Origin of the sequence: Marinobacter sp. LV10R520-4 (assembly GCF_002563815.1) — a bacterium.
GTDB lineage: Bacteria > Pseudomonadota > Gammaproteobacteria > Pseudomonadales > Oleiphilaceae > Marinobacter.
The window spans coordinates 2,739,591-2,766,552 of record NZ_PDJM01000001.1 but is presented as its reverse complement, the minus strand read 5'-3'; the positions used below and the strand labels follow the sequence as shown (position 1 = coordinate 2,766,552).

Sequence of the window (26,962 nt, the reverse complement as noted above, 5' to 3'; positions counted from 1 at the left end):
GCTGGTGCTGTTATGACTACTGCTGCAACTCGCGCATGAAATCGAACGTCTGCCGGGTGTATACCTCGAAATGCGGCAGAAAATTGGCGTGCAACACCCAGATAGCAAACAATCCAAAAATCAAGCCAATGGGGAAGCCAAGGGCGAAAATATTCATCTGCGGCGCGGCGCGGGTCATCACCCCAAAAGAAATACTGACAATCAACACCGCCGTTACCGCAGGCAGCGCCATCAGCATAGCCGATACAAACATCCAGCTGATGCGGTGCGCCAACTGCCACACACCGGCCTGCCCTAAACCTTCAAGGCCAATGGGCAAGGTGCGGAAACTCTCGATAAACACTTCAAACGCCACCAGGTGGCCATTCATTGCCAGAAACAGCAGAGTGATAGTGATGGTATAAATTTGCGCCAGCACCGCCACGTTCACGCCGTTGGCGGGGTCCACCATAGACGCAAAGCCCAGGCCCATTTGCATGGCAATCATCTGGCCGGCAATCACGAACAGCTGCCACAGAGCGGTTAACGCGAAGCCCAACCCCACACCAATCAATATCTGCTGAAGGGTAATCACCACCGCATCGGCGCTTAGAGCTTCTACCTGAGGCACCGGTGGGATCATCGGCACCACAATAATGGTCATCAACAAGGCCAGACCCAGGCGTATTCGGGCGGGCACCAGTTGGGTACCAAAAATGGGAATCACCATCAGAAAGCTGGCAATGCGGAACAGCGGCCATAAATGCTGGCCAACCCATTGGCCTATCAGATCGGCACCGAGTTCGGTAGGCAGCATGGGTCAGCCGATCAAAAAGGGAATGCTGGAGAAGAGCGCGTTAGCGTGGTCCAGCAGTTGTGTCAGCATCCACGGCCCCATCACAATAATAACGATCAGGGTAATCAGCAGGCGCGGCAGAAAGCTCAGGGTTTGTTCGTTGATTTGGGTGGCAGCCTGAAAGGTACTCACCACCAAACCAATCACCAGGCCCGGGGTAATGATCACTGTGGCCAGTAGCACAATCATCCACAGCGCTTCGCGCAGAATATCGATGACGGTTTCCGGGGTCATAGGTGGCCTCCATTTAGCTCTTCATCGCATTCGGCACCGCGCGCACTAAAGGCCATAACTGGCCGCCAGGGTGCCCATTATCAACGCCCAACCGTCTACCAGCACAAACAGCATGATCTTGAACGGTAGCGAGATAATAATCGGCGACAGCATCATCATACCCATGGCCATCAGCACGCTGGCCACCACCATGTCGATAATCAGAAAAGGTATGAACAATATAAAACCGATCTGAAACGCAGTTTTCAGCTCGCTGGTGACAAACGCCGGTAGCAACACCCAGAATGTGACGTCTTCGGGGCCGGCAAACTGCTCGTCAGCCATGCGCATGAACAGGCCCAGGTCACTCTCACGGGTTTGTGCCAGCATGAACTGTTTGAACGGCTCCGACGCGGCTTCCACAGCTTCCAGCGAGGTCATTTCTTCCTGCAGATAGGGTTGTAGCCCTACCCGATTGGCTTCTTCCAGTACCGGTTTCATAATGAATATGGTCATAAACAACGCCAGCCCCAGCAAAATCTGGTTGGACGGCGCCGATTGCAGGCCCAGGGCCTGGCGCAGTATCGAAAATACGATAATGATGCGGGTGAACGACGTCATCATCATCAGCATCGCCGGCAAAAACGTCAGCGCAGTCATCAGCGCCAGAATCTGCAGGGTCACCGAGTATTCCTGCTGGCCCTCGCCAGCACCGGGCTCTACGGTGAACGCGGGTATGCCGGGCAGGTCTGCCTGGGCCAGAGGCGCCCAGACCATGGCAGCGATGACGGCCAGTAACGGCAATAGCGCCTTTAGAAGGCGCGCAGGTTCAAATCTTGCGGTCATCGGTCGATCTGCCAGAACTGTCGGCCGCGGCATTCGGGACCTGGGTTTTATTCATCAGGGACTGGAGTTTGCGGGCAAATTCACCGCTGGGCGCGCTGCCGCCTACACTCACCACCGGCTCATCGAACACGTGCAGAGTGCGAATGGTGCTGGGGGTAATACCCAGCAGCAACTGCTGGCCCGCCACATCCACCACCGCAATGCGTTCGCGGGCGCCCAGGGCCATCACCGATACCACTTTAATGGCGCTGTTGTTCATGCCGGTCATGCCTGTCATGCGGCGGATCAGCCAGGCACAGCCGTAAATAATGGCAATCACCGCCAGCAGGCCCAATCCCAGGCTCACCAGAGTAGACAGGGTATCCGGCGTGCGCGTCGCTCCACTTAGTTGCGTTTGCGCTTGCGCCTGCGACGCAGCAGGTTCTGCCATGGCTGGAAACGTCGCCATCAGCCAGAATACGGGGGCCGCTTGCCAGAGTTTTGACGTCATACTATTTCTGCAAGCGCTTGATGCGCTCGCCCGGGCTCATGACGTCAGTCAGGCGAATGCCAAATTTATCGTTAACCATGACCACCTCGCCGTGGGCAATCAAGGTGCCATTCACCAGCACGTCCAGCGGCTCGCCGGCCAGACGGTCAAGCTCGATCACCGAACCCTGGTTCAGCTGCAGCAGATTACGGATGGGAATCATGGTATTGCCGACTTCCATCGAGATGGTCACCGGTATGTCCATGATCACGTCGAGATCTGGCGAGCCTTTTGAGGTGTCAACGCTGTCTGAACCAAACTCTTCCATGGGCGCTGCGCGCACGTTGTTTTTTTTGTCGTTTTCTTTATCACTATTCTTAGCGCCAGCCGCCTCGGCCATCGCCTCGTCCCAGTTATCTTCGGTGCGGTCAGGCCCTACACCGGAATCTCCACCAGACTCACCCATCGCGGCTTCCCACTCCGCCGCCAGCTTTTCGTCTTCGCTCATAGTCTGGTCGTCTGTTTTATCATCGTCAGCCATTAGGTACGCCCTACCTTCAGTTGTTTCTTGACCTTGGGCAACGTCGCCCGTCCGTGAATTCTCAGTGCCAATTTATCATCGCGGGTGCCCAACGTTGCGGTATATATCGGAATACCGTTAGCGGTGACGGTTAAATGGTCTGCCATTTCAATGGGTATGATGTCACCGGCTTTAAACTTGGCCACTTCGCGCAGTGAAATGTGGCGCCGGCAGATTGTAGAGTTCACCGCCACACTCACTGCCTTGATGTCTTCCTGAAGCGCGCTTACCCAACGTTCGTCGGTGTCGTCGATGTCGCTTTGCACGCCAGCGTCTAACACATCGCGAATGGGCTCAATCATCGAGTATGGCAGCGCAAAATGCAGTTCGCCGCCACCGCCGTCCAGCTCTATCTGAAAGGTGCTTACCACCACCACTTCACTGGGGCTGACAATGTTGGCCATAGACGGGTTTACTTCGGAACTCAGGTACTCGAAATCCACTTTCAACACCGACTGCCAGGCTTCCTGCATGTCGTGGAACACCTGATTCAGCATCATCTGCACAATGCGGTTTTCGGTAGGCGTGAATTCGCGGCCTTCAATTTTAGCGTGGCGGCCCTGGCCACCGAAAAAGTTGTCCACCAGTTTGAACACCAGTTTGGCATCCAGTACAAACAGCGAGGTGCCGCGCAACGGACGAATTTTGCACAGGTTCAAACTGGTTGGTACATAAAGGGTGTGCACGTATTCGCCGAACTTCATGATCTTAACGCCGCCGGTTGACACATCGGCGGTGCGCCGCAGCAGGCTGAACAGGCTGATGCGGGTATAGCGGGCAAAACGCTCGTTAATCATTTCCAGTGTTGGCATGCGGCCACGAACGATGCGGTCCTGGCTGGCCAAATCGTAGTTTTTTACGCCGCCTTCGTCGGTGTCGTCGTCGGTGTCGATGTCACCGTCGTCTACTCCGTGAAGGAGCGCATCGATTTCGTCCTGAGACAGCAAGTCCTGCATAGTCGATTCCGCTGTGTAGATTCCGGCCGCATGGCGGCTATATCAAACGCTTACCTTACTGAGCCACAAAATTATTGAGCAGCCCGGTTTTGAAAAAGACAGTACTTAATAACAAAGCTACTGAACAACAAAGTTGCTGAACAATACCTGGCGAATAGCGGCTGCGTTTTCGTTGGCCAACAGCTCATTGACCTTTTCAGTCATCGCCTGTGCCAGCTCCTGCCGGCCCTCCGGGGCACGCAAACTATCAAAGCTGCGGCTGCCCATTAGCTGAATCAGCTGGCTGCGCAGCAATGGCAAATGCACTTGGGCGGCATCCAGCACCGCCTGGCTTTCTGCTTCCAGTGACACATGCACCTGAGCGTAACGCTGGCGGCCGTCAGCTTGCACGGTGGTCAGCAGGGGTTTTTCCAGATCCAGATAAACGCTGGGTAAAAATTTCGGTTCTTTTGCCTGTTCTTCAGCAGTTTCGTCACCACCCATACCCGGCAGGCTGCCATTCATAAACCAGAACGCACCGGCCACAGCCAGACCAATGGCCAGTAAAATCAAAAAACCCAGCAGTACAAAGGGCTTGAGTCTGCTTTTTTTTGCGACGGGTTCATCAGCGCTGGTGTTCTCTGCCATAAGTCATCGGTCCTTTGAAGCCCAAATAAGCCATTGCGCGCAGTTTACCGTTCAAGCCCAGCCTTGGGCAAAACAGTTTACCTAGGCAAACACGTCAACCTCACCACGCCAGCTCAAATCCAGCTGGCCACCCGCTAAAATGGCGTCCTGACCACCAAGCTCAGACGCCAGGCCATTGCCACCGCGGTTGCCCTGACCACCGCTACTGCCGGCTTCAGCATTGCCCTGCTCGCCGGATTGCTGGCGGGACTGATCAGACACATCAAATCGCTCCAGCGAAACGCCCTGCTCACTCAGCATCTCACGCAAGCGATGGGAATGCTGCTCTAGCTGGTCACGCACCATCGGGTTGGCCGCGTGCACCGTTATGCTGGCCTGATCGTTGTGCATGCGCACCTTTACTTCCATCGGGCCCAGGTCTGCCGGGGACAGATGGATTTCGGCCACCGACATGTTGCGCGCGGTAAGCCAGCTGAGTTTGCCCATCACTTTGTCGCCCCAATCGGCCTGGCCCACCGGCACGTCTACAGACGTTGTGTAACCGCGCAGAGCCAGTGCCGGATCGGTCTGCACCCGAGCGGCGCTGTTGGGCTGCTGCAACAGACTGTCGGCGCTGCCTTGCAGACGGCTGTCGGCCACCAGATTGGCACCGTCCACCGGGCGCAGGCTTTCCCCGTTGCGCAATGTGTCAGTAAGGGCCAAGCCTGCGGCCTGGCTGGCACTCAAGCCCGTGCCTGTGCCCTCGGTGCCTGCTTTAATAACACCAGGCGCCGCCAGCGGATTCAGCGATTGCCCTGGAATGCCCGCTGCCGGCATGGCGCCGGCGCTGTTAATACCCGCAGCGCCGCCTGCGGCTCCGGGGGCCGACGCCATCGGCGCTAGCATGGCCTGCAATTCCATAAAGGTGAGCGCCACCGGTTCCGGGTCGGGCAGGTCTGCGGTGTCGGCATTTTCGGCAGAGTTGTTCTGCGGGTTGGTTATAGCCCCAGGCTCGGTGTTGTCGCTGCGGGGTTCATTGACCTTGCCCGCGTCATCCGCTTTGGCCTGGCTGCTAAGGTCAGCATCCGCAGGTTTTTTGGCGGTATCCGCTGCATCGGCCTTTTGAGCGTCGGCTTTTGCATCTTTTGCAGCCGCCTGCTGAGCGGCAGAACGGTTCTTCGCCTGATCCTGACGTGCCAGGGTTTGCGTGTGTTCACGAAATACGTCCTGGTAACGGCTGTTGCCACCGTTACCACTGTCGGCGTAACCGCCGTCACGACTTTTTGCCGGGCGACTGGCCGCCTGTTCACTGATCGCGCTGGCAGAGCCTTGGGGGAGAAGCATTTGGGACATGGCAACCTCTTGCCGCGTATGGCCGCGTAGTAGTTTGAAAGTAGTTTGAAAGTAGTTTGAAAGTAGTTTGAAAGTAGTTTGAAAGTAGTTTGAAAGTAACCTGAAAACCGGAAAACGGCGTTCAATGGCCGTTATTCCGCGTAAGTAACAAAACTAAAAGAAGTACAGCAAGATCGATGCCAGAGCGCATCAGCGTGGGCGGCGTGTAAATGCCCGGCCTGCGGCTTCGTCAGCCTGTTTCTGTTCGCGGGAATCTTGCTCGCGCTGTTCTTGCTGGCGACAGGTTGCGATGAAATTCTCCATGCCACGGCGTTTTTCCCAGGCTTTCAGCCATTCGTTGCGACGAACTTCAAACACCTGGTTTGCCTGCTCAAGCTGAACCTGCTGCTGCCCGATCAGCTGGTCAAGCTGGCCCATAAACGCTTGCCAGGCCTGCAAACGGCTAACCGCAATCACGCCCTGCTGGCCGTCACGGATTTGCTGACGATATTCCTGATGATAGCGCTGAAGTTCCTGAATTTGCTGTTCCCGCTGAGCCATCAGGGTACGCGCCGCGCCCATGCGTTCCAGCGCCTGTTGCTCTTTGCGCTGCTCTACCGCCAGCACCACCCCAAGGCGTTGCGAGCGCTGCATTACGGATTACTCCCGCTGGCGGAAGAATTGGGTATGGCCCCTGGCGTGCGCTCCGGTGAGCGACGCTCCGGCACCACCGCAAGCAGTTGCTCAACGCTGTCGGTCAGCGAGGTTTTTTCACACAGCCCCTGTTTCAGGAACTGTCTCATATTGGCAATGTGGGCAACGGCAAAATCGGTTTCCGGGTCGCTGCCCTTGACATAAGCGCCCACGCTGATCAGATCCCGCGCCTGCTGGTAGCGCGAGTACACCTGTTTAAAGCGCTGTGCCCGGGCGAAGTGTTCAGGATCAGTCACCTGGGGCATAACCCGGCTGATGGACGCTTCAACGTCGATAGCCGGATAGTGGCCTTCTTCCGCCAGCCGCCGCGACAACACAATATGGCCGTCCAGAATGGCGCGGGCGGCGTCGGCAATCGGGTCTTGCTGGTCGTCGCCTTCGGTCAGTACGGTGTAAAAAGCGGTAATGGAACCGCCGCCGGGGCGACCGTTGCCGGTGCGTTCCACCAACTGCGGCAACTTGGCAAACACCGATGGCGGATAGCCCTTGGTGGCCGGTGGTTCACCCACCGCCAGGGCAATTTCACGCTGAGCCTGGGCATAGCGGGTCAGCGAATCCATCAGCAGCAACACACGCTTGCCCTGATCCCGGTAAAATTCGGCAATGCGTGTGGTCAGCATAGCCGCGCGCAGGCGCATCAGGGGTGAATCGTCGGCAGGTGAAGCCACCACCACGGAACGGGCCAGGCCTTCTTCGCCCAGAATATCTTCAATGAATTCTTTCACTTCGCGGCCGCGCTCGCCAATCAGCCCAACCACGGTAACGTCGGCGTTGGTAAATCGGGTCATCATGCCCAGCAGCACACTTTTGCCCACGCCGCTGCCGGCAAACAGGCCCAGGCGCTGGCCCTGCCCCACGGTAAGCAGCGCGTTAATGGCACGAATGCCCACGTCCATAGGTTGGCGCACCGGCGCTCGATTCAGCGGGTTGATGATGTCACCGCTGAGCGACACGCGGGCTTCGGCGTGCAGCGGGCCTTTACCATCCAGCGGCTCGCCACTGCCATCAACCACCCGCCCCAGCAGCTGATTGCCCACCGGCACCCGGCTGGTTGTCGACAAGGGCACCACCAATGCGCCCGGGCGCAAGCCTTCTATGGCGGTCAGCGGCATCAAATACACTTTTTCATCTTCAAAGCCCACCACTTCGGCTTCGACCACGCCACGGCCCTGGCTTTGAATCACGCAGCGGTCGCCCACCACCATAGGCACACCCACGCATTCCAGCGTAAGCCCGACCATGCGGGTCAAGCGGCCAGCCAGTTCCGGTGTTTGTTGAGCCTGTACCTTGCGGCTGCGCCGGTTCAGGCGTTCGGCAAGAGTGCCAGATGAGCTGCCAGGTGAGCTGTCAGCTAGAGCATCAGAGATCGGAGCTGTCATCGCCGGGCTCCTCGGATTCGTTTGCGCCGGCATCGTTTACCAGGGCGTGAACCACCTGTTGAAAACGTTTTTCAACGGTAAAGTCCACCAGCGAGTAACGGGTTTCCACACGGCAGCCGCCGGGGCTGACGGTGGCGTCCTCCACCAGTTTCGTAGACGCATCAAGCCGCGCCAAAGACGCTTGCAGCGGTTCAATATCCTGGGGACTGGCGCTGATGCGCACGGTTTCCGTGGTGGATGGCAGCGCCGCCATAGCCTGGCGCACCACCTGCAGAATATGGCTGGAGTCCTGGGATAGCTCGCGCTGGACAACCGCTTTGGCCACCGCAGTCGCAAGCTGAACCAGGGCTTCTTCCAGGTCGTTTTGCTGCTGGCGAATGGGTAACACCAGCGACTCCATCACAGAATCGAGGCGCTTTTCCAACGCCTGCATCTGCTGCTTGCTGTGTTCGCGTCCCGCGCGCTCGCCTTTCTCGCGGCCTTCCACAGTGCCGGCTTTCAAGCCTTGGGCAAAACCTTCTTCGCGGCCTTTGGCAAAACCTTCCTTATGACCTTTTTCAAGCCCGGCACCGTGGCCTTCCGCTTCCGCCTGCTGGTGAATATCCTGAAGCTCCGCGGCGGTCAGCGGTTTTATATCTCGCTCTTCTTCGCGGGGAACTTCGTTGCCACGGGCGTCAAGCAGCGGCAGCTCCCAACGCTCGTAAGCGGTGAGCTGTTCTTTCGGGATGCGGCTGCGGTCGTTGCGGGAGTCGGCCATTACATCATTTCTTCGCTGCCGCCACCGAGGGTGATTTCACCGGCTTCGGCCATGCGGCGGGCAATGCTTATGATGTCTTTTTGTGCACCTTCTACATCACTCACTTTAACCGGGCCCTTGGTTTCCAGATCGTCCTGCAAGAGTTCAGCGGCACGCTTGGACATATTCTTGAAGATTTTGTCTTTAACTTCTTCGTCAGCGCCTTTCAGCGCAATCACCAGAACTTCAGACGATACTTCACGCAGCAGGGCCTGAATGCCACGGTCGTCCACTTCCTTCAGGTTGTCGAATACAAACATCAGGTCTTCGATGGTGGTTGCCAGATCCGGATCGGTTTCCTTGATGGATTCCAGCAGGCTGGACTCAATACTGCGATCCATAAAGTTCATGATGTCAGCGGCACGCTTTATACCGCCGATGCGACTGGTTTGTGTGGAGGAACTGCCAGAGAACTGCTTCTCCAGAATGTCGTTCAGTTCCTGCAACGCCTGGGGCTGTATGGTTTCCAATGTCGCAACGCGCACCATCACATCTAATCGCACTTTCGGGTCCAGAGCACCCAGGATTTCGGCGGACTGGTCCGGGTCAAGATAGGAGATAACGATGGCCTGAATTTGCGGGTGTTCGTACCGGATGATATCGCCCACCGCGCGGGGCTCCATCCACTTCAGAGTGTCTAGCCCGGTGGTATTGCCACCAATCAGAATACGGTCAATCAGGCTGGCGGCTTTGTCGTTACCCAGAGCCTGGGTCAGCATGGCCCGAATGTAATCGTCGTTACCCACGCCTAGGCCGGTTTGGCCGCCCACGGCGTCGATAAAATTGTTGAGTACGCCGCTGACGTCGTCTTTGCTGATATCGCGCATTTGTGCCATCGCCATTCCAACCTTCTGCACTTCCTTCGGGCCCATGTGCTTTAGCACTTCCGCGGCGTCGGCTTCGCCCAGCGACATCAACAGAATGGCCGCCTGCTCTACCCGCGAAATTTTGCGTGCGGGTTTCGCCGGCGCGCTGCCGACGTCTTGGTTTGCCTGATCAGTCATCAACATTCACCCATTGGCGCATTACCTGTGCAACCCGTGCCGGATCTTCGGCAATCAGCCCTTTCAGGGCGTTCAGCTGCCTATCATAGCCCCCTGTGCTACCGGGTAAAAGCAGGTCGTCCTGATTGGCCATAGCTTGGCGCAGAGAATCGCCGCCTTCGATGCCGTCCAGATCGCCGTAACCTTTATTATCACCACCAGCCAAGCCTTTATTGCCGCTCGACAGATTTTTCAGGGTGGGCCGCAGCAAGCCCAATACCAGCACCAGAACCACCAGGCCAGCCAGAACCTGTTTCATCAGGTCCCAAAACCAGGGTTGCTGCCAAAAACCGGGGGCGTCATATTCCAGCACCTGTTCCGGGGCAAACGCGGTGTTCATCACTGTGACGCTGTCGCCGCGGGCCGCCGAATAGCCCACTGCGTCGCGCACCAACATGCTCAGGCGCTGCAGTTCCTGCTCCGGCCAGGGCTCGTAAGTAACCGCGCCGGTGTCCGCATTGACCACTTTTATGTCATCCACCGCCAGGGCGACGGTCAGGCGCTTTATCCGGCCCAGTTCTTGGCGAACGTAGCTAACGGTGCGATCCATTTCGTAATTGCGGGTGGATTCGCTGCGCACATTGACTGGCGCCGGTGCAGGTTCGGCACCGTCGGCATTATCGCCGGCATTGGCCTGTTGCGGCACAGTGGCGTTCGCGGGGGGCTGGTTCGACAGAGCTCCGGGAATGCCAATGGGGCCGTCACCAGCGCTGCGCCTTTCGGTTAACTGGCGTTCGCTGCGCACCGCCTGCTGTTCCGGGTTGAACAACTCTTCAGCTCGTTCCACCGAAGAGAAGTCCAGATCTGCGGACACCTCGGTGCGATAGCGGCCTGCCCCTACAATTGGCGAAATCAGCGACGACACCCGGCGGCTCAGGCGTTCTTCCACCCTGTCGGTGTAGTCGTACTGGTCAGACATGCGATCAGTGTCGGTTTCAGCGTCGGCGCCGGTCAGCAGATTGCCATTCTGATCAACCACGGTCACGCCGGACTTGGTCATCATCGGCACGCTGCCAGCCACCAGATTAACAATGGCAGCAATGTACTCCTGCTCCGGGTGGCGCCCTGCAAACACTTCCAGAAACACCGAGGCTGACGGCTCGTGGGCATCGCGGATAAACACCGAACGCTCCGGAATGGCAAGGTGCACTCGGGCGCTGCGCACGCCGCGCATGCTGGCAATGGTACGCGCCAGCTCGCCTTCCAGGCCGCGGCGATAGCTGATGGTTTCCATATATTGGGAAGTACCCAAACCGCGGTCTTGGTCCAGCAATTCAAAGCCCAGGGTTTTCTGATCGGTAACGCCTTCAGCCGCCAACCTCAGCCGTGCGTTGTACACCTGATCAGCTACCACCAGAAGAGCACCGGTGCGCGGGTCCATTTTATAGTCGATTCCGCTGCTGTCCAGAATGCTGGTCACGTCCTGCGGGTTATACGATGACAAGTCACCCAATACCGGCTGGTAATTGGGTTCCTGGGCCCAGAGCACCACCGCCACACCCAAAGCAACGCTGGCCGCCAGGCCCACCATCAGGCCAATCTGGCGCAACAGATCAAGTCGATTGAAACCCATAAAGGCTCGGCTGCGGCTTTCGCCGCTGCTGCCTGCTGCGGAGGTCGCCGGCAAATTCGATTGGGTGGTCTGTGCAGGCACGCTGGCCATGATGCTGCTCTCCGGTTAAACCTTGACCCGATGGACTAACAAAATTCTGAAACGTTCTGAAACGCTCTTAAGTAAGACGCGCCGGTTATACCGGCATGTTCATGATGTCTTCGTAAGCTTTAACAACCCGGTTACGGACCTGGGTCAGCGCCTCAAACGACACCGATGATTTCTGCGCGGCAATCATTACCCGGGTAATATCCACGTTGGGCTCGCCCATGTCGTAGGCTGTGCGCAGATCACCCGCGGTTTTCTGCGCATCCGCCACATTGCCCACAGCCTGCCCCAGCATAGAGCTAAAACTTGCCGTTCCGTTGGTTTCGCCTACTTGGCGCGGGCCATCAATACGGCCGCGCACAGATTGATTCTGCTCTACCTGCTGGTTCTGCGTCATTTGCGAACGCAGGTTGCGGATGTCGGCAAGAACACTGTTGATATCGGCGCGCTGAACCATAACTTTCTCCCGGGCTACCCAGATGGAATTGGGTTATCTGTCTCGTTACCTAAGATATAGCAAAGCCCAGACCAACTTTTTTAAAGTGTTTTTAATCAGGTAGATAACTTTCCCTTAACGCGCTAAAACCTTAACTTCAAAAGGTTGTAACGAATAAGCGTCGAAGTTTTGACGGAAACCGGCGGCCCGTTAATCAGGCCAAAGCCATTTCTGCGTTCAGATCAATACCGGCCTCACGGATCTGCGCCAGCTTGTAGCGCAAGGTGCGGGGGCTGATACCCAACTGCTCGGCGGCGCGGTTACGGCGACCACGCTCCTGGCGCAGGGTCTGGATAATAAGGCGGAATTCCTGCTGGCGCAGATCGCCTTCAAGCGTGCCCAGGGAACCGTGCTGGCTTGCCATGGCTCCCGCTGTGTCAACTGCGCCGGGCACTGCCGGCTGCGAAACCCGCTCAACCGCGTGCGAATCAGAGGCGATTGATTCTGCCTCCATTTTTGCAGCCGCTGATACCACCGGCGCTATCGGGGCAACGGATGCCACCGCGCGGCCGCTGATGCCCAGGTCCAGGCACAGGTCGTCAACATGAATCACATTGCTCTGGTGCAACACCAGCGCTCTTTGTATGGCGTTATCCAATTCGCGTACATTGCCCGGCCAGGGGTGAGCCAGCATTGCCTCGCGGGCATCAGCGGCAAAACTAACGCCATTGAGTTTCAATTTACGGCTGTGATTTTTCAACACCGCGTTAGCCAGAGGAAGAATGTCTAGCGGCCGCTCGCGCAGCGGTTGCCAATGCATGGGGAACACCGTCAGGCGATAGTAAAGGTCTTCACGAAAACGGCTATCGCGCACGTGCTCGGCCAGATCCCGGTTGGTGGTGGCAATCACCCGCACATCCAGAGCAATGGTTTTGCGCCCGCCTACCCGCTCTACTTCCCGCTCCTGCAGCACTCGCAGCAGTTTGGATTGCAGACCCGGGTCCATTTCCGACACTTCATCCAGCAAAATCGTACCGCCGTTGGCTTGTTCGAACTTGCCTGGTGATGACGCGATGGCCCCGGTGAAGGCACCTTTTTCATGGCCAAAGAGCATGGCTTCGAGCATATTTTCGGGAATGGCCGCGCAGTTGATGGCAATAAACGGCTTGTTGGCGCGGGGGGAGTGCTGGTGAATATAACGCGCAAGCACTTCTTTACCGGTGCCGCTCTCACCTGAAATCATCACCGTTGAGTCGCTGTTCGCGACCTTGGCTGCCAGCTGGAACATGCGCTTGCTGATGGGGTCTTCCGCCACCGGTTGATCGCTGCCGGCCTGGCGTTTGCCGCCGGTAATTTTGCTGACCGCATCGACCAGGGTATGGCCTTCAAAAGGTTTTACCAGGTAATCAATGGCGCCGGCCTGCATAGCCGACACCGCGTGACTGATCTGGCCGTAAGCGGTCATCAGCATCATCGGTAGGCCCGGGTACAGGCGCTGCACTTCAGCCAGCAATTCATGGCCAGACATCCCCGGCATATTAACGTCGCTAACCACCATATCGACCGGCACCTGGGACAGCTGCCGCAGGGCTTCGTGACCGTCTGCCGCCTCATAAACGCGGAACTTGGCCAGCTCCAGGGTTGTCACCAAGGCGTCACGCAGGTCACGGTCGTCCTCAACAATCAGAATCCGGGGCTTGGTCATGTGCTGTTCTCCACTGCGTATTCGATAGTGCGTGCCGGTATGGCCCGCCAGAGTTAATCAAGTGCTGCTGTTAGTTAGAGCGGCTCAACAATGGCAGGTGAATCCTGGCCTGAGCCCCGCCCTGGCCGTTTGAGGTCATCGCAAAGCGGCCTTGGTGTGCGTTAACTACCGCTTGTACGACCGCCAGGCCAAGGCCGGTGCCGTGGGATTTTGTAGTGTAAAAGGCTTCTTGCAATCGCGGAGCCATTGCCGGGTCAAAACCTGGGCCGTTGTCGCTCACTTCGATGGCCAGCTCATGGTCACACCCACGAAGGTTCAGGCGCACGCTGGTTGCTCCAGCTTCAATGCTGTTGTTAACCAAATTGGTACAGGCACCCACCAGGGCGTCACGGTTACACAACAGCTGGCCCTCAGCACCCAGTGCATCCAGCGTTAGCTGAGCACCACTGCGCTCGGCTATGGCGTCTACCGCAGACTTCAGTGCGCCCGCCAAAGTGGTTACCGACAGCTCTTCCGCAAGGCGGGTTTCACCGCGGGCAAAAATCAGCATGTCGCGCACCTGTTGTTCCAGATGCGACAGACGCGACATGAGTCGATTAGCGCAGCGCTGGCGCATTTCTTCATCCAGATTGGGTTCGGTCAGGTGACCGCCGTACAGAATCGCCGCCGACAGGGGCGTGCGAATCTGATGCGCCAATGAAGCCACCATTTTGCCCATGGCGGACAAGCGCTGGGCATGGGCGAGCTGCGACTGTAACTGTCGGGTTTCGGTCATATCCGTCAGCAAAATTAGCTGGCCGGGCTGGTTTTCCATGGTGCGAATTTCAATACTGACCCGACGACCGTCTTTCAGGGAAATTTCGTGACCGTCGTCCTGGCGTGGCGCAAAGCAGCGCTGAATCACGTCAATCCAGTGTTCACCATCCAGCGGTTCTCCTAAAAGGCCAATGGCCGCAGGATTGGTTTGGGTGACCACACCCTGGCTGTCCAGCACCACCACGCCGGCTGGCAAGGCTTTTAACAGCGTAGTGAGCTGATCTGCCAGCTGTTCTTTTTTCTCCAGCTCTTGCTGGCGCTGCAGACTCTCTTCCGATAACTCGCCGGAAAGCTGGTTAACACGAGACTCCAGAGTGCGGTAAGAATCGGTAATCTGGCGCGACATGCGGTTGAACATGTCTAAAGCGGAATCTACCGCGTCATCACTTTGCTGCGGGAACAGCGCCGTTACCTTGCCATTCACATCGGCGGCGGCGTTAGCCCGTGCGCTGGTCTGCCCGATTGCAAATTGTGCGTGATTCATAACCCTTTCCCTTACCCAGGGTGATCGGTGTTGCCGCTGCGCAAACCGTTCACTGGTGATTCGTTATGGGCTAACAAGCTAGCTTCGTGCCAACTCAATATTTCTTATGTTTTTCAATAGGAAAGGATTTTTAAAAAAAGGCAGATGACGGGTTTCCGTCACTTTAAAACGACAAAAGCGCCAGCGGTTACAAACCGTTGACGCCATTTCAAGATTGCTGATCCGGTGTTTTCAGCCGGCTGCCCGAGCCTCTGGGGTACGCTGCCCTCAGACTTCGCCCGCCTCTTCACGAAGACCGTACTTGCGGACTTTTTCCACCAGAGTGGTACGGCGAATACGCAATTTTTCCGCAGCCCGGGCCACTACGCCGCCGGCTTCATCGAGCGCCTGTTGAATCAGTTCACGCTCCAGATTACCCAAATAGTCTTTCAAATCAAGCCCGTTTACCGGTAATAGCGCAGGCGAATCAAACCCAACCAGGCCAGATGCGCGAGATGGCAGGCCAGGCTCCTCAAAATCGACGTGATCTTCATCGTAATCGTCAACATAGCGAAATTTTTTCGGCAGTTCCTGCACACCAATCACCCCAAACGGATTCATGATGGCCAGGCGTTCTACCAGGTTCGCCAACTCACGCACGTTGCCGGGCCAGTCATGACGACACAAATTCATAATGGCGGCGGAGTTCAGGCGCAGCGATCCGCGTTTCTCTTTTTCCATGCGCGCCACCAGTTCGTTGATCAGCAGCGGAATATCTTCAACCCGCTCACGTAGCGCTGGCATCTCAATGGGAAACACATTCAGTCGGTAATACAGATCTTCGCGGAAGGTGCCACATTGAATCATGTCTTCCAGGTGTTTGTGGGTAGCGGCGATGATACGCACATTGGCAAATTTAGTGTGGTTGCTCCCGACCCGCTCGAACGTACGCTCTTGCAACACCCGCAGAATCTTTACCTGCATATTCAACGGCATGTCGCCTATTTCGTCCAGAAACAGGGTGCCACCCTCGGCCAACTCAAAACGGCCCACACGAGCGGTTATCGCGCCGGTGAACGCGCCTTTTTCATGACCAAACAGCTCGCTCTCCAGCAGTTCCGCAGGAATGGCACCGCAGTTTACCGGCACAAAGGGTTTATCACGGCGGCTGGAATGGTAATGCAGATTGCGTGCGACCACTTCTTTGCCGGTACCGGATTCGCCCGTCACCAACACACTGACTTCTTTGTCTGCTACCTGTTCCATCAGCTGGCGTACCTGCTGAACTTTGCGACTGGTACCCACCAATGAGCGGAACAGCTGCACGCCGCGAATCTGGCCGCGCTCGCGGGCCCGGTTGTAATGATCGTGGAACACTTGGGCACGGTACAGCGAATCAATAAATTTGGTGTAGCCAAATGGCCACTCCAGGCGCGCAATGATTCGCCCGCGCTGTTCGTCATTCAGACTGGAAAAATCAGGGTCGCCAATGCACAGAACGGGGATGCAGGGAGACCATTTGCACAAGGCCTTGATCGTGGCTTCGGCGTTGGCATCGTCGCCTTGCACGATGACCACCGAGACCGCCTGCGCGTCTGCTTCGCTGGCACCTGACAACACATCGCAGGCCTTGCTACCAGCCAACCAGCTCTCTTCGCCAAGAAACTCGAGGATGGTCGTAATATCGCGGCAGCGCTCAGCAACTTCACTGAACACCAGCACTGTGTTGGGCTTCAACATTCCAGGCAGTCTCTTGTAGAATTTGTGCGATATTTAAGACCTTAACCGGCTCGGAGTCAATTTTATGACGCCAAACCCTACAAAATCTCGTTCACACGCGCCGACGATCTGGCGCTTTACGCAATTCGACCGCCGGGCCAGTGCCGCGTCTGGCTCAGGGCCGGGACGAGGACACCTTATGGTAGGCTTTAGCTGCGCTGCTGTTGCGGTTGACTTCTTTCAATTCGAGCTGCGCTGCGGCCTTGGCCTGGTGGGCAGAGCTGTCAGCGGCGTCGACGAACTCCTGCACCCGCTGTAGTTGATCACGCACTGTTTCAGCTGGCAGTTGCCCCTGTTCCAGCGCTTCAAGCAAGGGTTCGATAGCGGGCTTTATCTCTGGGTTCAGGCGGCTAATCAGCTCCCAGTCCTGGTCTTTCAAAGCCTGCTGCATGTGCTCGAGCAGCTGCTCCAGATGTGCCATTGCAGGGTGGTCTGCGGCCATTTTTCATTGCTCCTGTTCAGTGATCTGCAACCGGGTGCGAATACCGATGCACTTACATTTACCCATGTTACACCTTAGCGGCGCACAGCACGACGTACGGCAGCCGAGGTAGATCGACACGGCCTGGTTCCGGCAAACTTCTCAAAACGGAAGTAGACAGCGGGCACCGCGGCTTTGAAGCTGTTATGATGTTGGGCTAATTTCAGGTTTCAGTGGATTCCGGTGTCCATGAATCTCACAGCGCCAATCACACTAGCATTAATAGCAGCAACAACAGTCGCGAGGGTATATGGCAACAGCGTGGCATTCCCATCTTGCCGGTAAACTGGCACTGGCGCAGACATTGTTACGGCTTGCCGTTAACAGCAATCAGCCCTTACAGCAGGAAGCCTGCAAACAAGGGGCCATTGAACTGATGCTGCGATCGCGAAGGCTGCTGCTGTATACCCTGGCAGTGTGCTATCAGCAACGCAAAGGGCAACCCCAAAGCATTGACCAACTGGGCGAGCTGATCGGAGCCGATGCGCCGGAAGTTCAGCAACTGCTGGCATTGCAAGCCAGCGCTGACAGTTGGTGGAACCAACTGGAGCAACTTGGAGACGCGCAGAACCGGCCACCTGCGGCAAAAAAAACCGTCAGCAACGACAACATTATTGCCATCACTGCGGCCGTAGGCGCAGACCGTTCGCTGGCATCGGTTCAAGCCAGCCTAAGCGCATTTAAGCAATTTTCAGCCGATGTGGAAGCAAGACACAGCGAGTGGTAAAAAATCCCCGCACACGCTTTCCCGTTGGCGAACATAAAGGTTCGGAACATGTCACCATCGTTTTTTGAAATTATTCAACTCAGCAATGGCGATTACGCGTTGCGCCGCGTTGACGACGACGGCGCGCCATTGGTGCGCATCAGTTTTTCCGAAGAAGCCAAAGACATGATGGATGACCGCCAGATGCAAGTTGCCAAAGCCATGATTGCGGCAGGCATTGACGCCGCGGGCGATAACGCCCAGGACCTAGACTGGGATAGCAGCGACAACGACAGCGACGTCGAGTGGTTTGATGCGCCCCACAGCCCGACGCTGCATTAAACTCTATTAGCGCTAGCGCAAGGCTCTTTACTAACGCTGGCGCAAATCTCTTTACTAACGCTGACGCAAAACGACGCCGTGACTGTTACCCGCGGCGGATGCCGCCTGAAGTGCCTCAAAACACGCTTTGTTCAGCTTTTCGGTCCACAGCACCACCGCGTGACATGTGCCGACCCTCAGCGCCCGCTCCGCCAACTGGCGCGCCGGATGCTCGGCACTGGAACGCAAAACCAGCAGCTCACCGGCAACAATACCGTGCATTTTTTGCCATTTGCTGACCAGCTCCTGAGGTGGGTCTATCCATGCCAGCCAGCGCTTTTCCTGGTTCAGCTGGGTCAGCATTGGCAGTAACAGCTGAAAATTTTCCACCTGGCCCTGGGGCAATATGATTTCGGTGACGTTACCAGCAGACACCGGGGCTGGCCGTGGCTGAACTCGCACAGGCTGCGCCTGCTCTGCCACTCGCGCTGCGATCTGTTGCTGGTATGCAAGATTGCCGTTAAAGCTCAGTTGTTCCATGATTCCCCGCCCTTCTTTGTGTCGGTTTTCTGTCGCTACGGATCAGTGCAGGTCTGAGCGGCGGATAACGCCAACGCCCAACCCTTCAATGAACAGATCCTGCTCGGTCAGATCCACTTCAATCGGCGCGAAGTCGTCGTTTTCCGCCACCAGATACACTTTATTACCTTCTTTACGAAAGCGCTTCACCGTCACTTCATCACCTACCCTGGCCACCACAATCTGGCCGTTGTGAACGTCCTGAGTGCTGTGTACTGCCAGCAAGTCACCGTCTAGAATGCCGATATTCTTCATGCTCATACCACGCACTCGAAGCAGATAATCCGCCGCCGGCGAAAAAAAGCCGGGCTTTAAAGTGCAGTGGTCTTCCACGTGCTCCTGAGCCAGAATCGGGCTACCGGCTGCCACTTGGCCAATTACCGGCAAGCCAAGGTCTTGCTCGCTTTCTGGCAGGCGAATACCGCGGCTGGCGCCGGGCACCATTTCAATAGCGCCTTTGCGCGCCAATGCCCGCAAATGCTCTTCTGCCGCATTGGCGGAGCGGAAACCCAGCTCAGCTGCAATTTCGGCACGGGTGGGCGGATACCCGGTTTCATCCAGGTAGCGGCGAACGATATCCAGCACTTGGGACTGCCTGGCGGTAAGCTTCATATTCGGGATCCGCTGTGTCATAACATACCCTGTTTGTTTATACAGTGGTTTGACTATATACAGTGTTTTATCCAGTGTAAACCCTGTTTGCAGCATTTCCCCCGCTTGCGCTGTTACCAGCGTCAGATACCTAATATGCTATGATAATTCTACCGTTACGGGCCGCACTTGAAGCGCTGAAGACTGATCCAAGGGTGTAATAATGACGCAAAAGAACTTCTGCAAAATCCCCTCTGTAACCCACACTGCCAGCGGAGCAGAGCGCCGGGTTGGTGTTGAAATCGAGCTTTCGGGTTTAAGCTACGAAGCGCTGGTGAGCGAGGTCGCCAACCTGCTGGACGGCGCGCCGCAACCGCGGTCGCGCTACGTAACTGCAGTAGACACGCCACTGGGTGAGTTTGTGATTGAGCTGGATTCTGACCCCATTAAAGATCTGGACCTGACCGGGGCCGACGTTCCAGAAAGCCTGCGCGAGCTGGGTGGCCAGGCTATGGACGTGATTGACGCCGCGGCCGAGCGTATTGTTCCGCTGGAAATTGTTGGGCCGCCTATCGGTTTTTCCCAGGTGGAAGAGGTTGAGCGGCTGGTTAAAGAACTGCGTAACCTTGGCGCTCTGGGCAGCCGCGAGTCCATTTATTATGCCTTCGGGCTGCAACTGAACCCGGAACTGCCAGATTTACAGGCGTCCACCATTACGCGCTATTTACAGGCGTTTGCCGGCTTGTACGAGTGGCTAAAAAAGCGCCATCAACTGGATGTCAGCCGGCGTTTTACACCCTACATAGAGCCCTGGGCGCCTCGCTACACAGAACTGCTGATGCAAGATGACTACGCGCCATCGTTGGAGCAGTTGATGGAAGACTACCTGCAGCACAACCCCACCCGAAACCGGGCACTGGATCTGCTGCCGCTGTTTGCCCATCTGGATGCGCCCTTGCTGGCCCGCCATGTGCAGGACCCACGTATCAAAAAACGGCCCACCCTGCATTACCGGCTACCGGACTGCGACATCGACAACCCGCAGTGGAATTTTTCTTCGGTATGGAATGACTGGGTAATACTGGACGACATTGCCAATAACAACGACGACCTGGCGCAGCTGCGGGCCCAGTTTCGCGACTCCGGCACCATCAGCCTGCACAATCTGACCCACAGCAAACCGGAAACCATTCACCACTGGCTTGAACACAAAGGCTATGTCTGAATCGATATCTGAACGGATGGAAGAAGAGTCTCCGCCCGGGCTGACCATTGGTATCAGTGGTCCGCGCCGGCGCGGACCGGCCCAGCGGCTGATCATGCTGGCGCTGCGCCTGCAGGGAGCGCACACCCATTACATACGCCCCGGTACGCGGGTGAACGTTAGCATGCTTGACGGCCTGGTGCTTTCCGGAGGCACTCACGTGCAACCGGAATTGTACGGCCAGCAGCCCATGGTAACGGCAAATTACGATAAACGCCGTGATGAAACCGATCAGCGCCTGCTGGCAGAAGCGGAAGCCCTGAACCTGCCGGTGCTGGGAATATGCCGCGGCGCACAGTTGATTAATGTGTATCGCGGCGGCTCGCTGTGCCAGAACGTGACCCCACTGCGGCAGAACACCCGCCATCGCCCGCTGCTGTTGCCCCTGCAAACCGTGAAGGTAGTGGACAACACCCGCCTGAGCCAGATCATGCAGGCGCCGGTTATCGGCGCAAACCGTATTCACAGCCAGGCTATTAAAAAATTGGGGCAAGACCTGCGCGTAGTGGCGGTGGATAACGATCTGTTCGTGCAGGCCATCGAAAATACCCGTGGCCAGTGGCTAATGGGGGTGCAATGGCACCCAGAGTATCTGCTTTACCACAACGGCCACCGCCGTATATTCCGCCATTTTGTAGACGAAGCCTGTCGCCTGAAAATAGCCAGACTGAGCGCCGCGCCTTAGCCGTGCGTTAACGGTTTTTTAACCGTTTTTTAAAAATCCCGGGTATAGAAAATGTCCAGCGAAGCCGCCAGACCACTGGCGGCTTCAAGATAGAAATAGCGCCCCAAATCATACCGCAACGCCACCGTGGTCACCGGCTCAAAAATGCCCACGCCGTAACGAATGCTGAGTTCGTCAGTCAGATAACCGCTGGCCACCACCGCAGTCTGGTCGCCGCTGCCCTCGGCTTCAAGGGTCAAATCACGAATGCCAAACTCTGCGCCCAGCGCGCCGGTAATCTTATTAGCCTGGTTCAAACCCAATGACAGCGCTGCCCGGCTCATTTGGCCGTCGTCCTGGCGGCTTTGCGGAGCGCGGCCCAGAATCAGGTACGACAGCGCATCGGTTTGTGGCATCTCCGGGCTGGAAAACACCTCGGTCTCAGGCGACTGTACAGGGCCCGTCAACCGCAGCCCTGCGACGACCGACCCCACCGTGCGCGTCGCTTCCAGTTCCAGATAAGGCTGGCTCAGGTTGCCGACAAACAGCAGCCTGGCTTTGCGCAGGGTCAGATCCTGGCCATAAGCCTCAAAGCGGCCATTGTTAAGCTGCAAGCTGCCGCGGGTATCCATATTGTTGCCAATGCGCAGGGTACCGCTAAGGTCGCCTGTCGCGCCGAACGCCGCAAACGTGACCTTGTCATCGGGGCTGCCTACGTTCACCACCACATCTACTATTAATGAACGAATCACCGGTTCGGGCCTTTCCACCCCCACAATCACTTCGTCATCAGACACCGATACTGCCCGCGGCGGCAGCCCGCGAATTTCAATAGCGCCACGGGGTACGTCAACACGGCCATTGACCTGCAATTCGCCGCCGGAAAAGGCGATGGTCAAGTCCGGCGCTACTTCCAGCTCGGCGTAAGGCTCAATGTTGATGGGCAGGCGCTCGCCGCGCAAAGACACGCTGCCGCTGGGCAGGTCGCTTTGCCAGTCAAGTTCGCCCTGGAGCGCCAGTTCGCTGCGCTCATTGGCTCGAATCAAACCGTTAATATTGGCGTTGTAGCCCAGCATCTCAACGGTGACGTTGATTTGCTCCATGGCCAGGGGCAGGCGTGGGTCAACCACCCGGCCATCAGACAGAGTTAATTCGCCATTCACCGCGGGCCGCATGAGCGGGCCAGACAGCTCACCCCGACCGTTGATCTGGCCGGCTACCTCTTCCAGACCGGTGAAAATGCCCAGCAGCGCAATGTTCATGCCGCTGAGCTGGAAGTCGCCGTTGAGGGTGCGCTCAGAAGCCGCCGGGTCAATACTCAGGTCTGCTTTTAGCGATCCCAGTTTTGGCCCAACCAACGTCAACGTTAACTGAGCCTCAGACGGCTGCAACGTCAAGCGGGTAGACAATGCGCTGTGGCGCAAGGTTTCCCAGTCGCCATCCAGCAGAATTTCGAAGTCACCCGCACCGGCATCCAGCTCTATCGCGCCGCTGGGACCTTCGGCGCCCATGGAAAAATCGATACTGCCATTGATATTGGCCTGCCAGCGCAGATTTTCCGGCAATAATGGCGCCAGCGCCTGCGCCGGCAAGTTGATGATGCGGTATTCAATGTCTGCTGCCGGCAGCAGGGTCTGGTCACCGGCGCACAAGGCGCTTTGCTGCCACTGCCAGCAATGTTCGGCAAAGGTCAGTTGCGGCTCGGCGCCGCCTGTCGCGGCCTTGAAGAACAGAGCCGCGGGCTGGCGCAGCTGCCAGCGTTGGTCCTGCCCCGGCACCAGCACTTCACCGCGGCTGAGCTCGCCTTGCCATTGTTGCCACTGCTCACCCGCCGCACCCGCCAGCGCCAGGCGAACTTCAACCTCACGGTGAATCATCTCCAGCACCAGCTCATGATTCTGGCGCGTGCCATCCAGCGTTGCGTCCAGCTGCTCAACGGTCTGACCACCGGCTTCAATGCCCTGTGCTTGCAACCGACTGCGGATTGCGCCCGCCGCATCCAGGCTGGCGCTGAGTTCTATATCCGCCAGTTGCAGCTGGTCGTCCCAGGCCAAAGCCGTTGCTGAAATACGGATATCCGCCTGGGGCTGCTGCACCGTGCCTTTTACCGTTAAACGGGCGTTGGCCTGCCCGCGCAGACTTTCCAGAATCGCTTCCGGCTTAGGCAAATTCAGGTCCAGCTGGGCTTGTGATTCTTTGCCCCACTGCCCTTTGCCGGCCAAGGTGTTATCGCCAATAGCGGCATTTAATTCAGGCACCTGCCAGAGCCCGTCTGCGGCACTGGCTTTAACCTTTATACGGGTGGTTTGCCCACGCCACAGGCCGGCAAGATCTACCTCTGCCGACATCTCTGGCATGCTAGCCGATTCTGGCCACTGGCCACTGGAACGGATGCTGCCATCCAGACTGGCCTGCAATTGCGGCACCCAATAACCCGGGTTGAATTTCTGCATCTCCAGCGAAGCCTGCCACGACAGCGGCTGTGCCAGGCCAACGTTGGCATTACCCGTTAAGGTGCCAGCGCCGGTTTGCACCTGTAAGCGGGAAATATTCAGTTGCTGCAGATCGCCCTCAAGCTCTGACTCCAGACTGGCCTCACCGGCAGGGCCTCCGGCAGTAGCCGCCAGCGTGGCGGTATAGCGTTGGTCTTGCCAGTTTGCCCGCAGCTGCAAGGTATCAATGTTGACCGGAGGTTCCTGCATATCGGGCAGCAAGGTGTACCAGGGAAAGGCGTTCATGGTCAGATTGGCATCGGCGGCCAGCTCGGGCAGCCAGGCTGCGCTGCCGGTCAGCGCCAAGGTTCCGTCTCGCCCGGCGTTGTCTGCAGCCAATGTCAGCTCAATATTGTCGGCGCCCTGGGTGGTCACTTTCCCGGCCAGGTTAAGTTCAACCGGGCCAGTGGTGCCGGGCAAAGTAGCCTGGGCGCTGGTTTCGAAACCGTCGGCTAAAGAACCCTGCAACGCCAGTTTCAGGCTGTTCAGCCTGAGCGTTGGTGGTAAAGACGGAGCTGCCAAAAAAGTATCGGAACGAATGTTCAGGCTAGCAGGCAGGTCTGCCTGCAGTGGCTCGACACTGCCTTCCAGAATTGCGTCGAGGTAGCCCTGACTGCTGCCGCTAACGCGCAGGTCGCGCACGCTGCCCGCCAAAGTCAGATCTATTTTCCAGCGATCCCCCGAGGGCGGCGGCAATACGGCACTGACATCCAGGTCAACCGGCCAGTCGCCGCGGGTTTGAATCCGCCCGGATACGGTTACCTGAACGTCGTCACGCTGATAAAACGCCCGGTCTATCAGCCAGCTTTCACCGGCGCCGCCAGCATCCAGTTCGACCGTGTCCCAGATCTTGTTGTCGTTAACAAAAAACTCTCCCAGGCGAATCTGGTCTGCGCGAATGCCCAACGGCAGACCGATATCGGGCAGCTGGATGTCCAATCTGGGGCTATCGTCTTCGTCGGCAGACGGCTGCAAGTTCAGCTCTATGGTTTGCGCCCGTAGATGGTCCACACACAGCCGCTTTTGCAGCAAACACCGGGGCGACCACTGCAAATCCGGCGCCTGCAATTGCAAATCAACGCCGTAACCGCGCCAGCTTAACGATGTGGCCTGCCAGCGGCCCAGCAACGAGCCCTGCCCGGCTTGCACTTCCAGCCCGGGGACCTGCTCAATAACCCAGGCCGTGCCGGTTTCCGAGCGCAGCGCCAGCAGCGCAAACGTCAAAAGTAAAAGCGGCAGCAGCAGTACGATGGCAGTAACAACTAGCACCCAGAACCACCAGCGTCGGCGCCGCGGTTTTTTCGTGGCTGCGGACGTGGCCGGCGGCTGCAGCTGCTGTTTTTGATTCTGTTCGGTACTCACAATTCCGGCCCCATGGAAAAGTGTATGCGCCAGTCACCGCCAAATTCCGGGTTCAAGCCCTTGGCAAGATCCAGCCGCAGCGGCCCTACCGGGCTTATCCAGCGCACACCAACGCCGGCTCCGGTGGCCAGTGGATCAAGCAAATCATTAACGGCATTACCATGGTCCACAAACAGCGCAGCACGCCAATTGTTTACAAACTCGTACTGGTACTCAGCACTGCCAGCAATCAGGTAGCGGCCGCCTTCGGTGGCACCACTAGCATTTAATGGTGACAGGGTTTCATAGCCGTAGCCGCGCACGCTCTGGTCACCACCGGCAAAAAACCGTAATGACGGTGGCACATCCGTGAAGCTGTTGGTGCCTAGCCCGCCGATCTGGAAACGCGCCAGAAAACGATGCTTGTACGCCAGGGTGGTCAGGCCCTTGGCGGAAGCCTTAACGTGCAGGATGTCGGCGGTAGACAGCAAGGCACTGTGGGCGCCGCTGATGTCAAAGCGCAGGTTGTAGCCCTGCGAAGGATTCAGCGCCGAGTCCTGAACCAGCCGGGAATACCCCGCGCCTGGCAACAGCAGGCTACTGGTATCGGATTCGTCATCATTACCGATGGTATAGCGCTCGCCCTCCCAGCGCAGCGATAAAATCTGGAGCCAGTCGTTTTCAAATCGGTGTTGCCACTGCATGCCCAAGGTGGCCAGCTCCGATTCCACATCTTCGATGTCTTCCCGCTGCAGACCACCACTAAAGCGCAGTCGATCAGTCATTGGTGGGTCAAGGGGGACTTCGTACCAGGTGCTGATGCTCTGACGAAGCTGCGCAAGCTCGGTATCGGCGCCGCGGGTATGGCCCTGCGGGTTTACCCAATGCTCGCGCCAGTTAACGCGAAAACGCGGCCCCACGTCGGTGGAAAAGCCAACACCGGCGGACACCGAGCGGCGTTCGCGACGGGTGAGCGCAACCTGCACCGGAATGACGCCGCCTTCCGCACTCTCCGGGACGGCGTCAATATTAACCCCGGCAAAATAGCCACTTGCAGACAGATCGCTGCTTAGTTTGGCAATCTCATCGGCGTGGTAGGCCGTGCCGGGCTCAAAGGTAACGAAGTTCTCAAGCAGGTCGAGTTCGAACCAATGGCCTTCGGCAAAGGTCACTTCGCCCAGGCGATACCGCTCACCGCTGTCATACGCCAGGGCAATGTCGGCCTCGAGGGTTTTCGGATTTACGGTCAGTGCATGGGTGGTCAGTTTGCCGTCAAAATAACCGCGGCGGCGGGCACGGGTAGGGAAAGTGTCACGCAGAGCGTTGTATTCGCCATGGTTGAGCACGTCCCCCAACGACGGCTTGGCCGGCAGGTTGCCACTAAACTTGGCATCTTCTGCCCCTGGCCCGCTAATATCTACCTGCCGCGTTTTTACCCGCACCGGTTCACCGGGCACGATGGTTAAAAGAAGTTGCGGCGGCTTGTCAGCGTCGGCATCGCCCTGTTCCAGCTGCCAGCTGATATCCGGGTTGTAATAACCCAGTGCCCGCAGTGCTTCGCTGGCCTGGTTTACCGCGGTAGAGGCATAGCGCCGCAGATTACTGACACTGCGCCCTTCCACATCGCCGATAAACGCTTCGGCGTTATCCTGCAATTGCGGATAATCGCCCTGCACCTGCACCTTCACCTGCTGGCCCAGGGCTGGCATTGACACGCCAACCAGTGCGAGCATTACCAGCCCGGTGCGCCGCAGACAGGCCAAAATTTTTTGTGGTGCCATAGAGTGAATTCTGTTCTTAAGCCACCAGGAATCTATGTAACCTGGCGCGCCTGAAATTTTATGAGATGTCGCAGTGTAGCTTGCCCACTGCTGACAAGTCGTTCAGCCACCCAA

General features: G+C 57.5%; 26 protein-coding genes. 4 read left to right on the top strand and 22 right to left on the bottom strand.

Annotated features, from left to right (window positions below; all coding sequences use genetic code 11):
• Nucleotides 1-16 precede the first annotated feature (16 nt).
• The 18 genes from fliR to ATG98_RS13460 all read right to left on the bottom strand — a co-directional run bounded on the left by fliR (nucleotide 17) and on the right by ATG98_RS13460 (nucleotide 17,070).
• Nucleotides 17-796, bottom strand: a complete 780-nt coding sequence (gene fliR, locus ATG98_RS13545; RefSeq protein WP_098421574.1) for a flagellar biosynthetic protein FliR — start codon at nucleotides 794-796, stop codon at nucleotides 17-19.
• Between the two features lie 3 nt (nucleotides 797-799).
• On the bottom strand, nucleotides 800-1,069 hold the full coding sequence (gene fliQ / locus ATG98_RS13540; protein WP_098423439.1) for a flagellar biosynthesis protein FliQ: 270 nt from the start codon (nucleotides 1,067-1,069) through the stop codon (nucleotides 800-802).
• A 45-nt stretch (nucleotides 1,070-1,114) separates the two neighbouring features.
• Nucleotides 1,115-1,894 (bottom strand): flagellar type III secretion system pore protein FliP, encoded by a 780-nt coding sequence (gene fliP / locus ATG98_RS13535; protein ID WP_098423438.1) that lies wholly within the window; start codon nucleotides 1,892-1,894, stop codon nucleotides 1,115-1,117.
• Complete coding sequence (gene fliO, locus ATG98_RS13530; RefSeq protein WP_098421571.1) at nucleotides 1,878-2,384, bottom strand: flagellar biosynthetic protein FliO; 507 nt, start codon at nucleotides 2,382-2,384, stop codon at nucleotides 1,878-1,880. The genes fliP and fliO overlap by 17 nt, the downstream gene beginning before the upstream one ends.
• 1 nt (nucleotide 2,385) lies before the next feature.
• Nucleotides 2,386-2,904: a flagellar motor switch protein FliN gene (fliN, locus tag ATG98_RS13525; protein ID WP_098421570.1), complete on the bottom strand. Its 519-nt coding sequence runs from the start codon at nucleotides 2,902-2,904 to the stop codon at nucleotides 2,386-2,388.
• Entirely contained in the window at nucleotides 2,904-3,899 is a 996-nt protein-coding gene (fliM, locus tag ATG98_RS13520; protein ID WP_098423437.1) for a flagellar motor switch protein FliM, read from the bottom strand. The genes fliN and fliM overlap by 1 nt, the downstream gene beginning before the upstream one ends.
• Nucleotides 3,900-4,016: 117 nt before the next feature.
• Nucleotides 4,017-4,526: a flagellar basal body-associated FliL family protein gene (locus ATG98_RS13515; RefSeq protein WP_098423436.1), complete on the bottom strand. Its 510-nt coding sequence runs from the start codon at nucleotides 4,524-4,526 to the stop codon at nucleotides 4,017-4,019.
• 81 nt (nucleotides 4,527-4,607) lie between these two features.
• On the bottom strand, nucleotides 4,608-5,858 hold the full coding sequence (locus ATG98_RS13510; RefSeq protein WP_098421567.1) for a flagellar hook-length control protein FliK: 1,251 nt from the start codon (nucleotides 5,856-5,858) through the stop codon (nucleotides 4,608-4,610).
• Between the two features lie 189 nt (nucleotides 5,859-6,047).
• Nucleotides 6,048-6,491 carry a flagellar export protein FliJ gene (gene fliJ / locus ATG98_RS13505; protein ID WP_098421566.1) on the bottom strand — a complete coding sequence of 148 codons (444 nt, stop codon included), beginning with the start codon at nucleotides 6,489-6,491 and terminating at the stop codon, nucleotides 6,048-6,050.
• Nucleotides 6,491-7,930 carry a flagellar protein export ATPase FliI gene (gene fliI, locus ATG98_RS13500; protein WP_098421565.1) on the bottom strand — a complete coding sequence of 480 codons (1,440 nt, stop codon included), beginning with the start codon at nucleotides 7,928-7,930 and terminating at the stop codon, nucleotides 6,491-6,493. Before fliI ends, fliJ begins: the two co-directional genes overlap by 1 nt.
• Nucleotides 7,911-8,687 carry a flagellar assembly protein FliH gene (locus ATG98_RS13495; RefSeq protein WP_098423435.1) on the bottom strand — a complete coding sequence of 259 codons (777 nt, stop codon included), beginning with the start codon at nucleotides 8,685-8,687 and terminating at the stop codon, nucleotides 7,911-7,913. Before ATG98_RS13495 ends, fliI begins: the two co-directional genes overlap by 20 nt.
• Nucleotides 8,687-9,730 (bottom strand): flagellar motor switch protein FliG, encoded by a 1,044-nt coding sequence (fliG, locus tag ATG98_RS13490; RefSeq protein WP_098424448.1) that lies wholly within the window; start codon nucleotides 9,728-9,730, stop codon nucleotides 8,687-8,689. Before fliG ends, ATG98_RS13495 begins: the two co-directional genes overlap by 1 nt.
• Nucleotides 9,723-11,432 (bottom strand): flagellar basal-body MS-ring/collar protein FliF, encoded by a 1,710-nt coding sequence (fliF, locus tag ATG98_RS13485; protein WP_098421563.1) that lies wholly within the window; start codon nucleotides 11,430-11,432, stop codon nucleotides 9,723-9,725. The genes fliG and fliF overlap by 8 nt, the downstream gene beginning before the upstream one ends.
• Nucleotides 11,433-11,517: 85 nt before the next feature.
• The gene (fliE, locus tag ATG98_RS13480) at nucleotides 11,518-11,886 is read right to left on the bottom strand and encodes a flagellar hook-basal body complex protein FliE (protein WP_098421562.1); all 369 of its coding nucleotides are present in this window, start codon (nucleotides 11,884-11,886) and stop codon (nucleotides 11,518-11,520) included.
• Nucleotides 11,887-12,079: 193 nt separating this feature from the next.
• Nucleotides 12,080-13,570 carry a sigma-54-dependent transcriptional regulator gene (locus tag ATG98_RS13475; protein ID WP_098421561.1) on the bottom strand — a complete coding sequence of 497 codons (1,491 nt, stop codon included), beginning with the start codon at nucleotides 13,568-13,570 and terminating at the stop codon, nucleotides 12,080-12,082.
• 70 nt (nucleotides 13,571-13,640) lie between these two features.
• Complete coding sequence (locus ATG98_RS13470; RefSeq protein WP_098421560.1) at nucleotides 13,641-14,870, bottom strand: sensor histidine kinase; 1,230 nt, start codon at nucleotides 14,868-14,870, stop codon at nucleotides 13,641-13,643.
• Nucleotides 14,871-15,137: 267 nt separating this feature from the next.
• Entirely contained in the window at nucleotides 15,138-16,589 is a 1,452-nt protein-coding gene (locus tag ATG98_RS13465; RefSeq protein ID WP_098423434.1) for a sigma-54 dependent transcriptional regulator, read from the bottom strand.
• 154 nt (nucleotides 16,590-16,743) lie between these two features.
• Nucleotides 16,744-17,070 (bottom strand): SOS cell division inhibitor, encoded by a 327-nt coding sequence (locus tag ATG98_RS13460; RefSeq protein ID WP_098421558.1) that lies wholly within the window; start codon nucleotides 17,068-17,070, stop codon nucleotides 16,744-16,746.
• A 289-nt stretch (nucleotides 17,071-17,359) separates the two neighbouring features.
• Between ATG98_RS13460 and ATG98_RS13455 the strand changes: the two genes are divergently transcribed.
• Both ATG98_RS13455 and ATG98_RS13450 read left to right on the top strand, forming a co-directional pair.
• The gene (locus ATG98_RS13455; protein ID WP_098421557.1) at nucleotides 17,360-17,836 is read left to right on the top strand and encodes a DUF6586 family protein; all 477 of its coding nucleotides are present in this window, start codon (nucleotides 17,360-17,362) and stop codon (nucleotides 17,834-17,836) included.
• A 48-nt stretch (nucleotides 17,837-17,884) separates the two neighbouring features.
• A complete protein-coding gene (locus ATG98_RS13450; RefSeq protein ID WP_098421556.1) occupies nucleotides 17,885-18,157 on the top strand; it encodes a hypothetical protein in 273 nt (90 codons plus the stop codon).
• A 54-nt stretch (nucleotides 18,158-18,211) separates the two neighbouring features.
• On the opposite strand, the gene ATG98_RS13445 is transcribed toward ATG98_RS13450, so the two are convergent.
• Together ATG98_RS13445 and lexA are read right to left on the bottom strand one after the other, a co-directional pair.
• Nucleotides 18,212-18,676 carry a cell division inhibitor SulA gene (locus ATG98_RS13445; RefSeq protein ID WP_098423433.1) on the bottom strand — a complete coding sequence of 155 codons (465 nt, stop codon included), beginning with the start codon at nucleotides 18,674-18,676 and terminating at the stop codon, nucleotides 18,212-18,214.
• 42 nt (nucleotides 18,677-18,718) lie between these two features.
• Complete coding sequence (gene lexA / locus ATG98_RS13440; protein ID WP_007348730.1) at nucleotides 18,719-19,327, bottom strand: transcriptional repressor LexA; 609 nt, start codon at nucleotides 19,325-19,327, stop codon at nucleotides 18,719-18,721.
• A gap of 202 nt (nucleotides 19,328-19,529) precedes the next feature.
• On the opposite strand from lexA, the gene ATG98_RS13435 reads away from it, so the two are divergent.
• On the top strand, nucleotides 19,530-20,531 hold the full coding sequence (locus tag ATG98_RS13435) for an amidoligase family protein (RefSeq protein ID WP_098423432.1): 1,002 nt from the start codon (nucleotides 19,530-19,532) through the stop codon (nucleotides 20,529-20,531).
• Entirely contained in the window at nucleotides 20,524-21,255 is a 732-nt protein-coding gene (locus tag ATG98_RS13430; RefSeq protein WP_098423431.1) for a gamma-glutamyl-gamma-aminobutyrate hydrolase family protein, read from the top strand. The genes ATG98_RS13435 and ATG98_RS13430 overlap by 8 nt, the downstream gene beginning before the upstream one ends.
• A 29-nt stretch (nucleotides 21,256-21,284) precedes the next feature.
• Here ATG98_RS13430 and ATG98_RS13425 read toward each other — a convergent pair whose 3' ends face one another.
• Together ATG98_RS13425 and ATG98_RS13420 are read right to left on the bottom strand one after the other, a co-directional pair.
• Nucleotides 21,285-25,088 (bottom strand): translocation/assembly module TamB domain-containing protein, encoded by a 3,804-nt coding sequence (locus ATG98_RS13425; RefSeq protein ID WP_098423430.1) that lies wholly within the window; start codon nucleotides 25,086-25,088, stop codon nucleotides 21,285-21,287.
• A complete protein-coding gene (locus tag ATG98_RS13420; RefSeq protein WP_098423429.1) occupies nucleotides 25,085-26,848 on the bottom strand; it encodes an autotransporter assembly complex protein TamA in 1,764 nt (587 codons plus the stop codon). The genes ATG98_RS13425 and ATG98_RS13420 overlap by 4 nt, the downstream gene beginning before the upstream one ends.
• Nucleotides 26,849-26,962 lie beyond the last annotated feature (114 nt).

Bases quoted from the DNA above. Each gene is read 5' to 3' on its own strand.
- fliJ (WP_098421566.1), bottom strand. From the start codon at position 6,491: ATGCAGCGCTCGCAACGCCTTGGGGTGGTGCTGGCGGTAGAGCAGCGC.
- fliQ (WP_098423439.1), bottom strand. From the start codon at position 1,069: ATGACCCCGGAAACCGTCATCGATATTCTGCGCGAAGCGCTGTGGATG.
- ATG98_RS13510 (WP_098421567.1), bottom strand. From the start codon at position 5,858: ATGTCCCAAATGCTTCTCCCCCAAGGCTCTGCCAGCGCGATCAGTGAA.
- ATG98_RS13460 (WP_098421558.1), bottom strand. From the start codon at position 17,070: ATGGCCGCAGACCACCCTGCAATGGCACATCTGGAGCAGCTGCTCGAG.
- lexA (WP_007348730.1), bottom strand. From the start codon at position 19,327: ATGAAGCTTACCGCCAGGCAGTCCCAAGTGCTGGATATCGTTCGCCGC.
- fliO (WP_098421571.1), bottom strand. From the start codon at position 2,384: ATGACGTCAAAACTCTGGCAAGCGGCCCCCGTATTCTGGCTGATGGCG.
- fliP (WP_098423438.1), bottom strand. From the start codon at position 1,894: ATGACCGCAAGATTTGAACCTGCGCGCCTTCTAAAGGCGCTATTGCCG.
- fliM (WP_098423437.1), bottom strand. From the start codon at position 3,899: ATGCAGGACTTGCTGTCTCAGGACGAAATCGATGCGCTCCTTCACGGA.
- ATG98_RS13455 (WP_098421557.1), top strand. From the start codon at position 17,360: ATGGCAACAGCGTGGCATTCCCATCTTGCCGGTAAACTGGCACTGGCG.
- fliI (WP_098421565.1), bottom strand. From the start codon at position 7,930: ATGACAGCTCCGATCTCTGATGCTCTAGCTGACAGCTCACCTGGCAGC.
- fliR (WP_098421574.1), bottom strand. From the start codon at position 796: ATGCTGCCTACCGAACTCGGTGCCGATCTGATAGGCCAATGGGTTGGC.
- ATG98_RS13470 (WP_098421560.1), bottom strand. From the start codon at position 14,870: ATGAATCACGCACAATTTGCAATCGGGCAGACCAGCGCACGGGCTAAC.
- ATG98_RS13435 (WP_098423432.1), top strand. From the start codon at position 19,530: ATGACGCAAAAGAACTTCTGCAAAATCCCCTCTGTAACCCACACTGCC.
- ATG98_RS13495 (WP_098423435.1), bottom strand. From the start codon at position 8,687: ATGGCCGACTCCCGCAACGACCGCAGCCGCATCCCGAAAGAACAGCTC.
- ATG98_RS13445 (WP_098423433.1), bottom strand. From the start codon at position 18,676: ATGGAACAACTGAGCTTTAACGGCAATCTTGCATACCAGCAACAGATC.
- fliG (WP_098424448.1), bottom strand. From the start codon at position 9,730: ATGACTGATCAGGCAAACCAAGACGTCGGCAGCGCGCCGGCGAAACCC.
- ATG98_RS13465 (WP_098423434.1), bottom strand. From the start codon at position 16,589: ATGTTGAAGCCCAACACAGTGCTGGTGTTCAGTGAAGTTGCTGAGCGC.
- fliN (WP_098421570.1), bottom strand. From the start codon at position 2,904: ATGGCTGACGATGATAAAACAGACGACCAGACTATGAGCGAAGACGAA.
- ATG98_RS13450 (WP_098421556.1), top strand. From the start codon at position 17,885: ATGTCACCATCGTTTTTTGAAATTATTCAACTCAGCAATGGCGATTAC.
- ATG98_RS13515 (WP_098423436.1), bottom strand. From the start codon at position 4,526: ATGGCAGAGAACACCAGCGCTGATGAACCCGTCGCAAAAAAAAGCAGA.
- ATG98_RS13475 (WP_098421561.1), bottom strand. From the start codon at position 13,570: ATGACCAAGCCCCGGATTCTGATTGTTGAGGACGACCGTGACCTGCGT.
- fliE (WP_098421562.1), bottom strand. From the start codon at position 11,886: ATGGTTCAGCGCGCCGATATCAACAGTGTTCTTGCCGACATCCGCAAC.
- ATG98_RS13420 (WP_098423429.1), bottom strand. From the start codon at position 26,848: ATGGCACCACAAAAAATTTTGGCCTGTCTGCGGCGCACCGGGCTGGTA.
- ATG98_RS13430 (WP_098423431.1), top strand. From the start codon at position 20,524: ATGTCTGAATCGATATCTGAACGGATGGAAGAAGAGTCTCCGCCCGGG.
- fliF (WP_098421563.1), bottom strand. From the start codon at position 11,432: ATGGCCAGCGTGCCTGCACAGACCACCCAATCGAATTTGCCGGCGACC.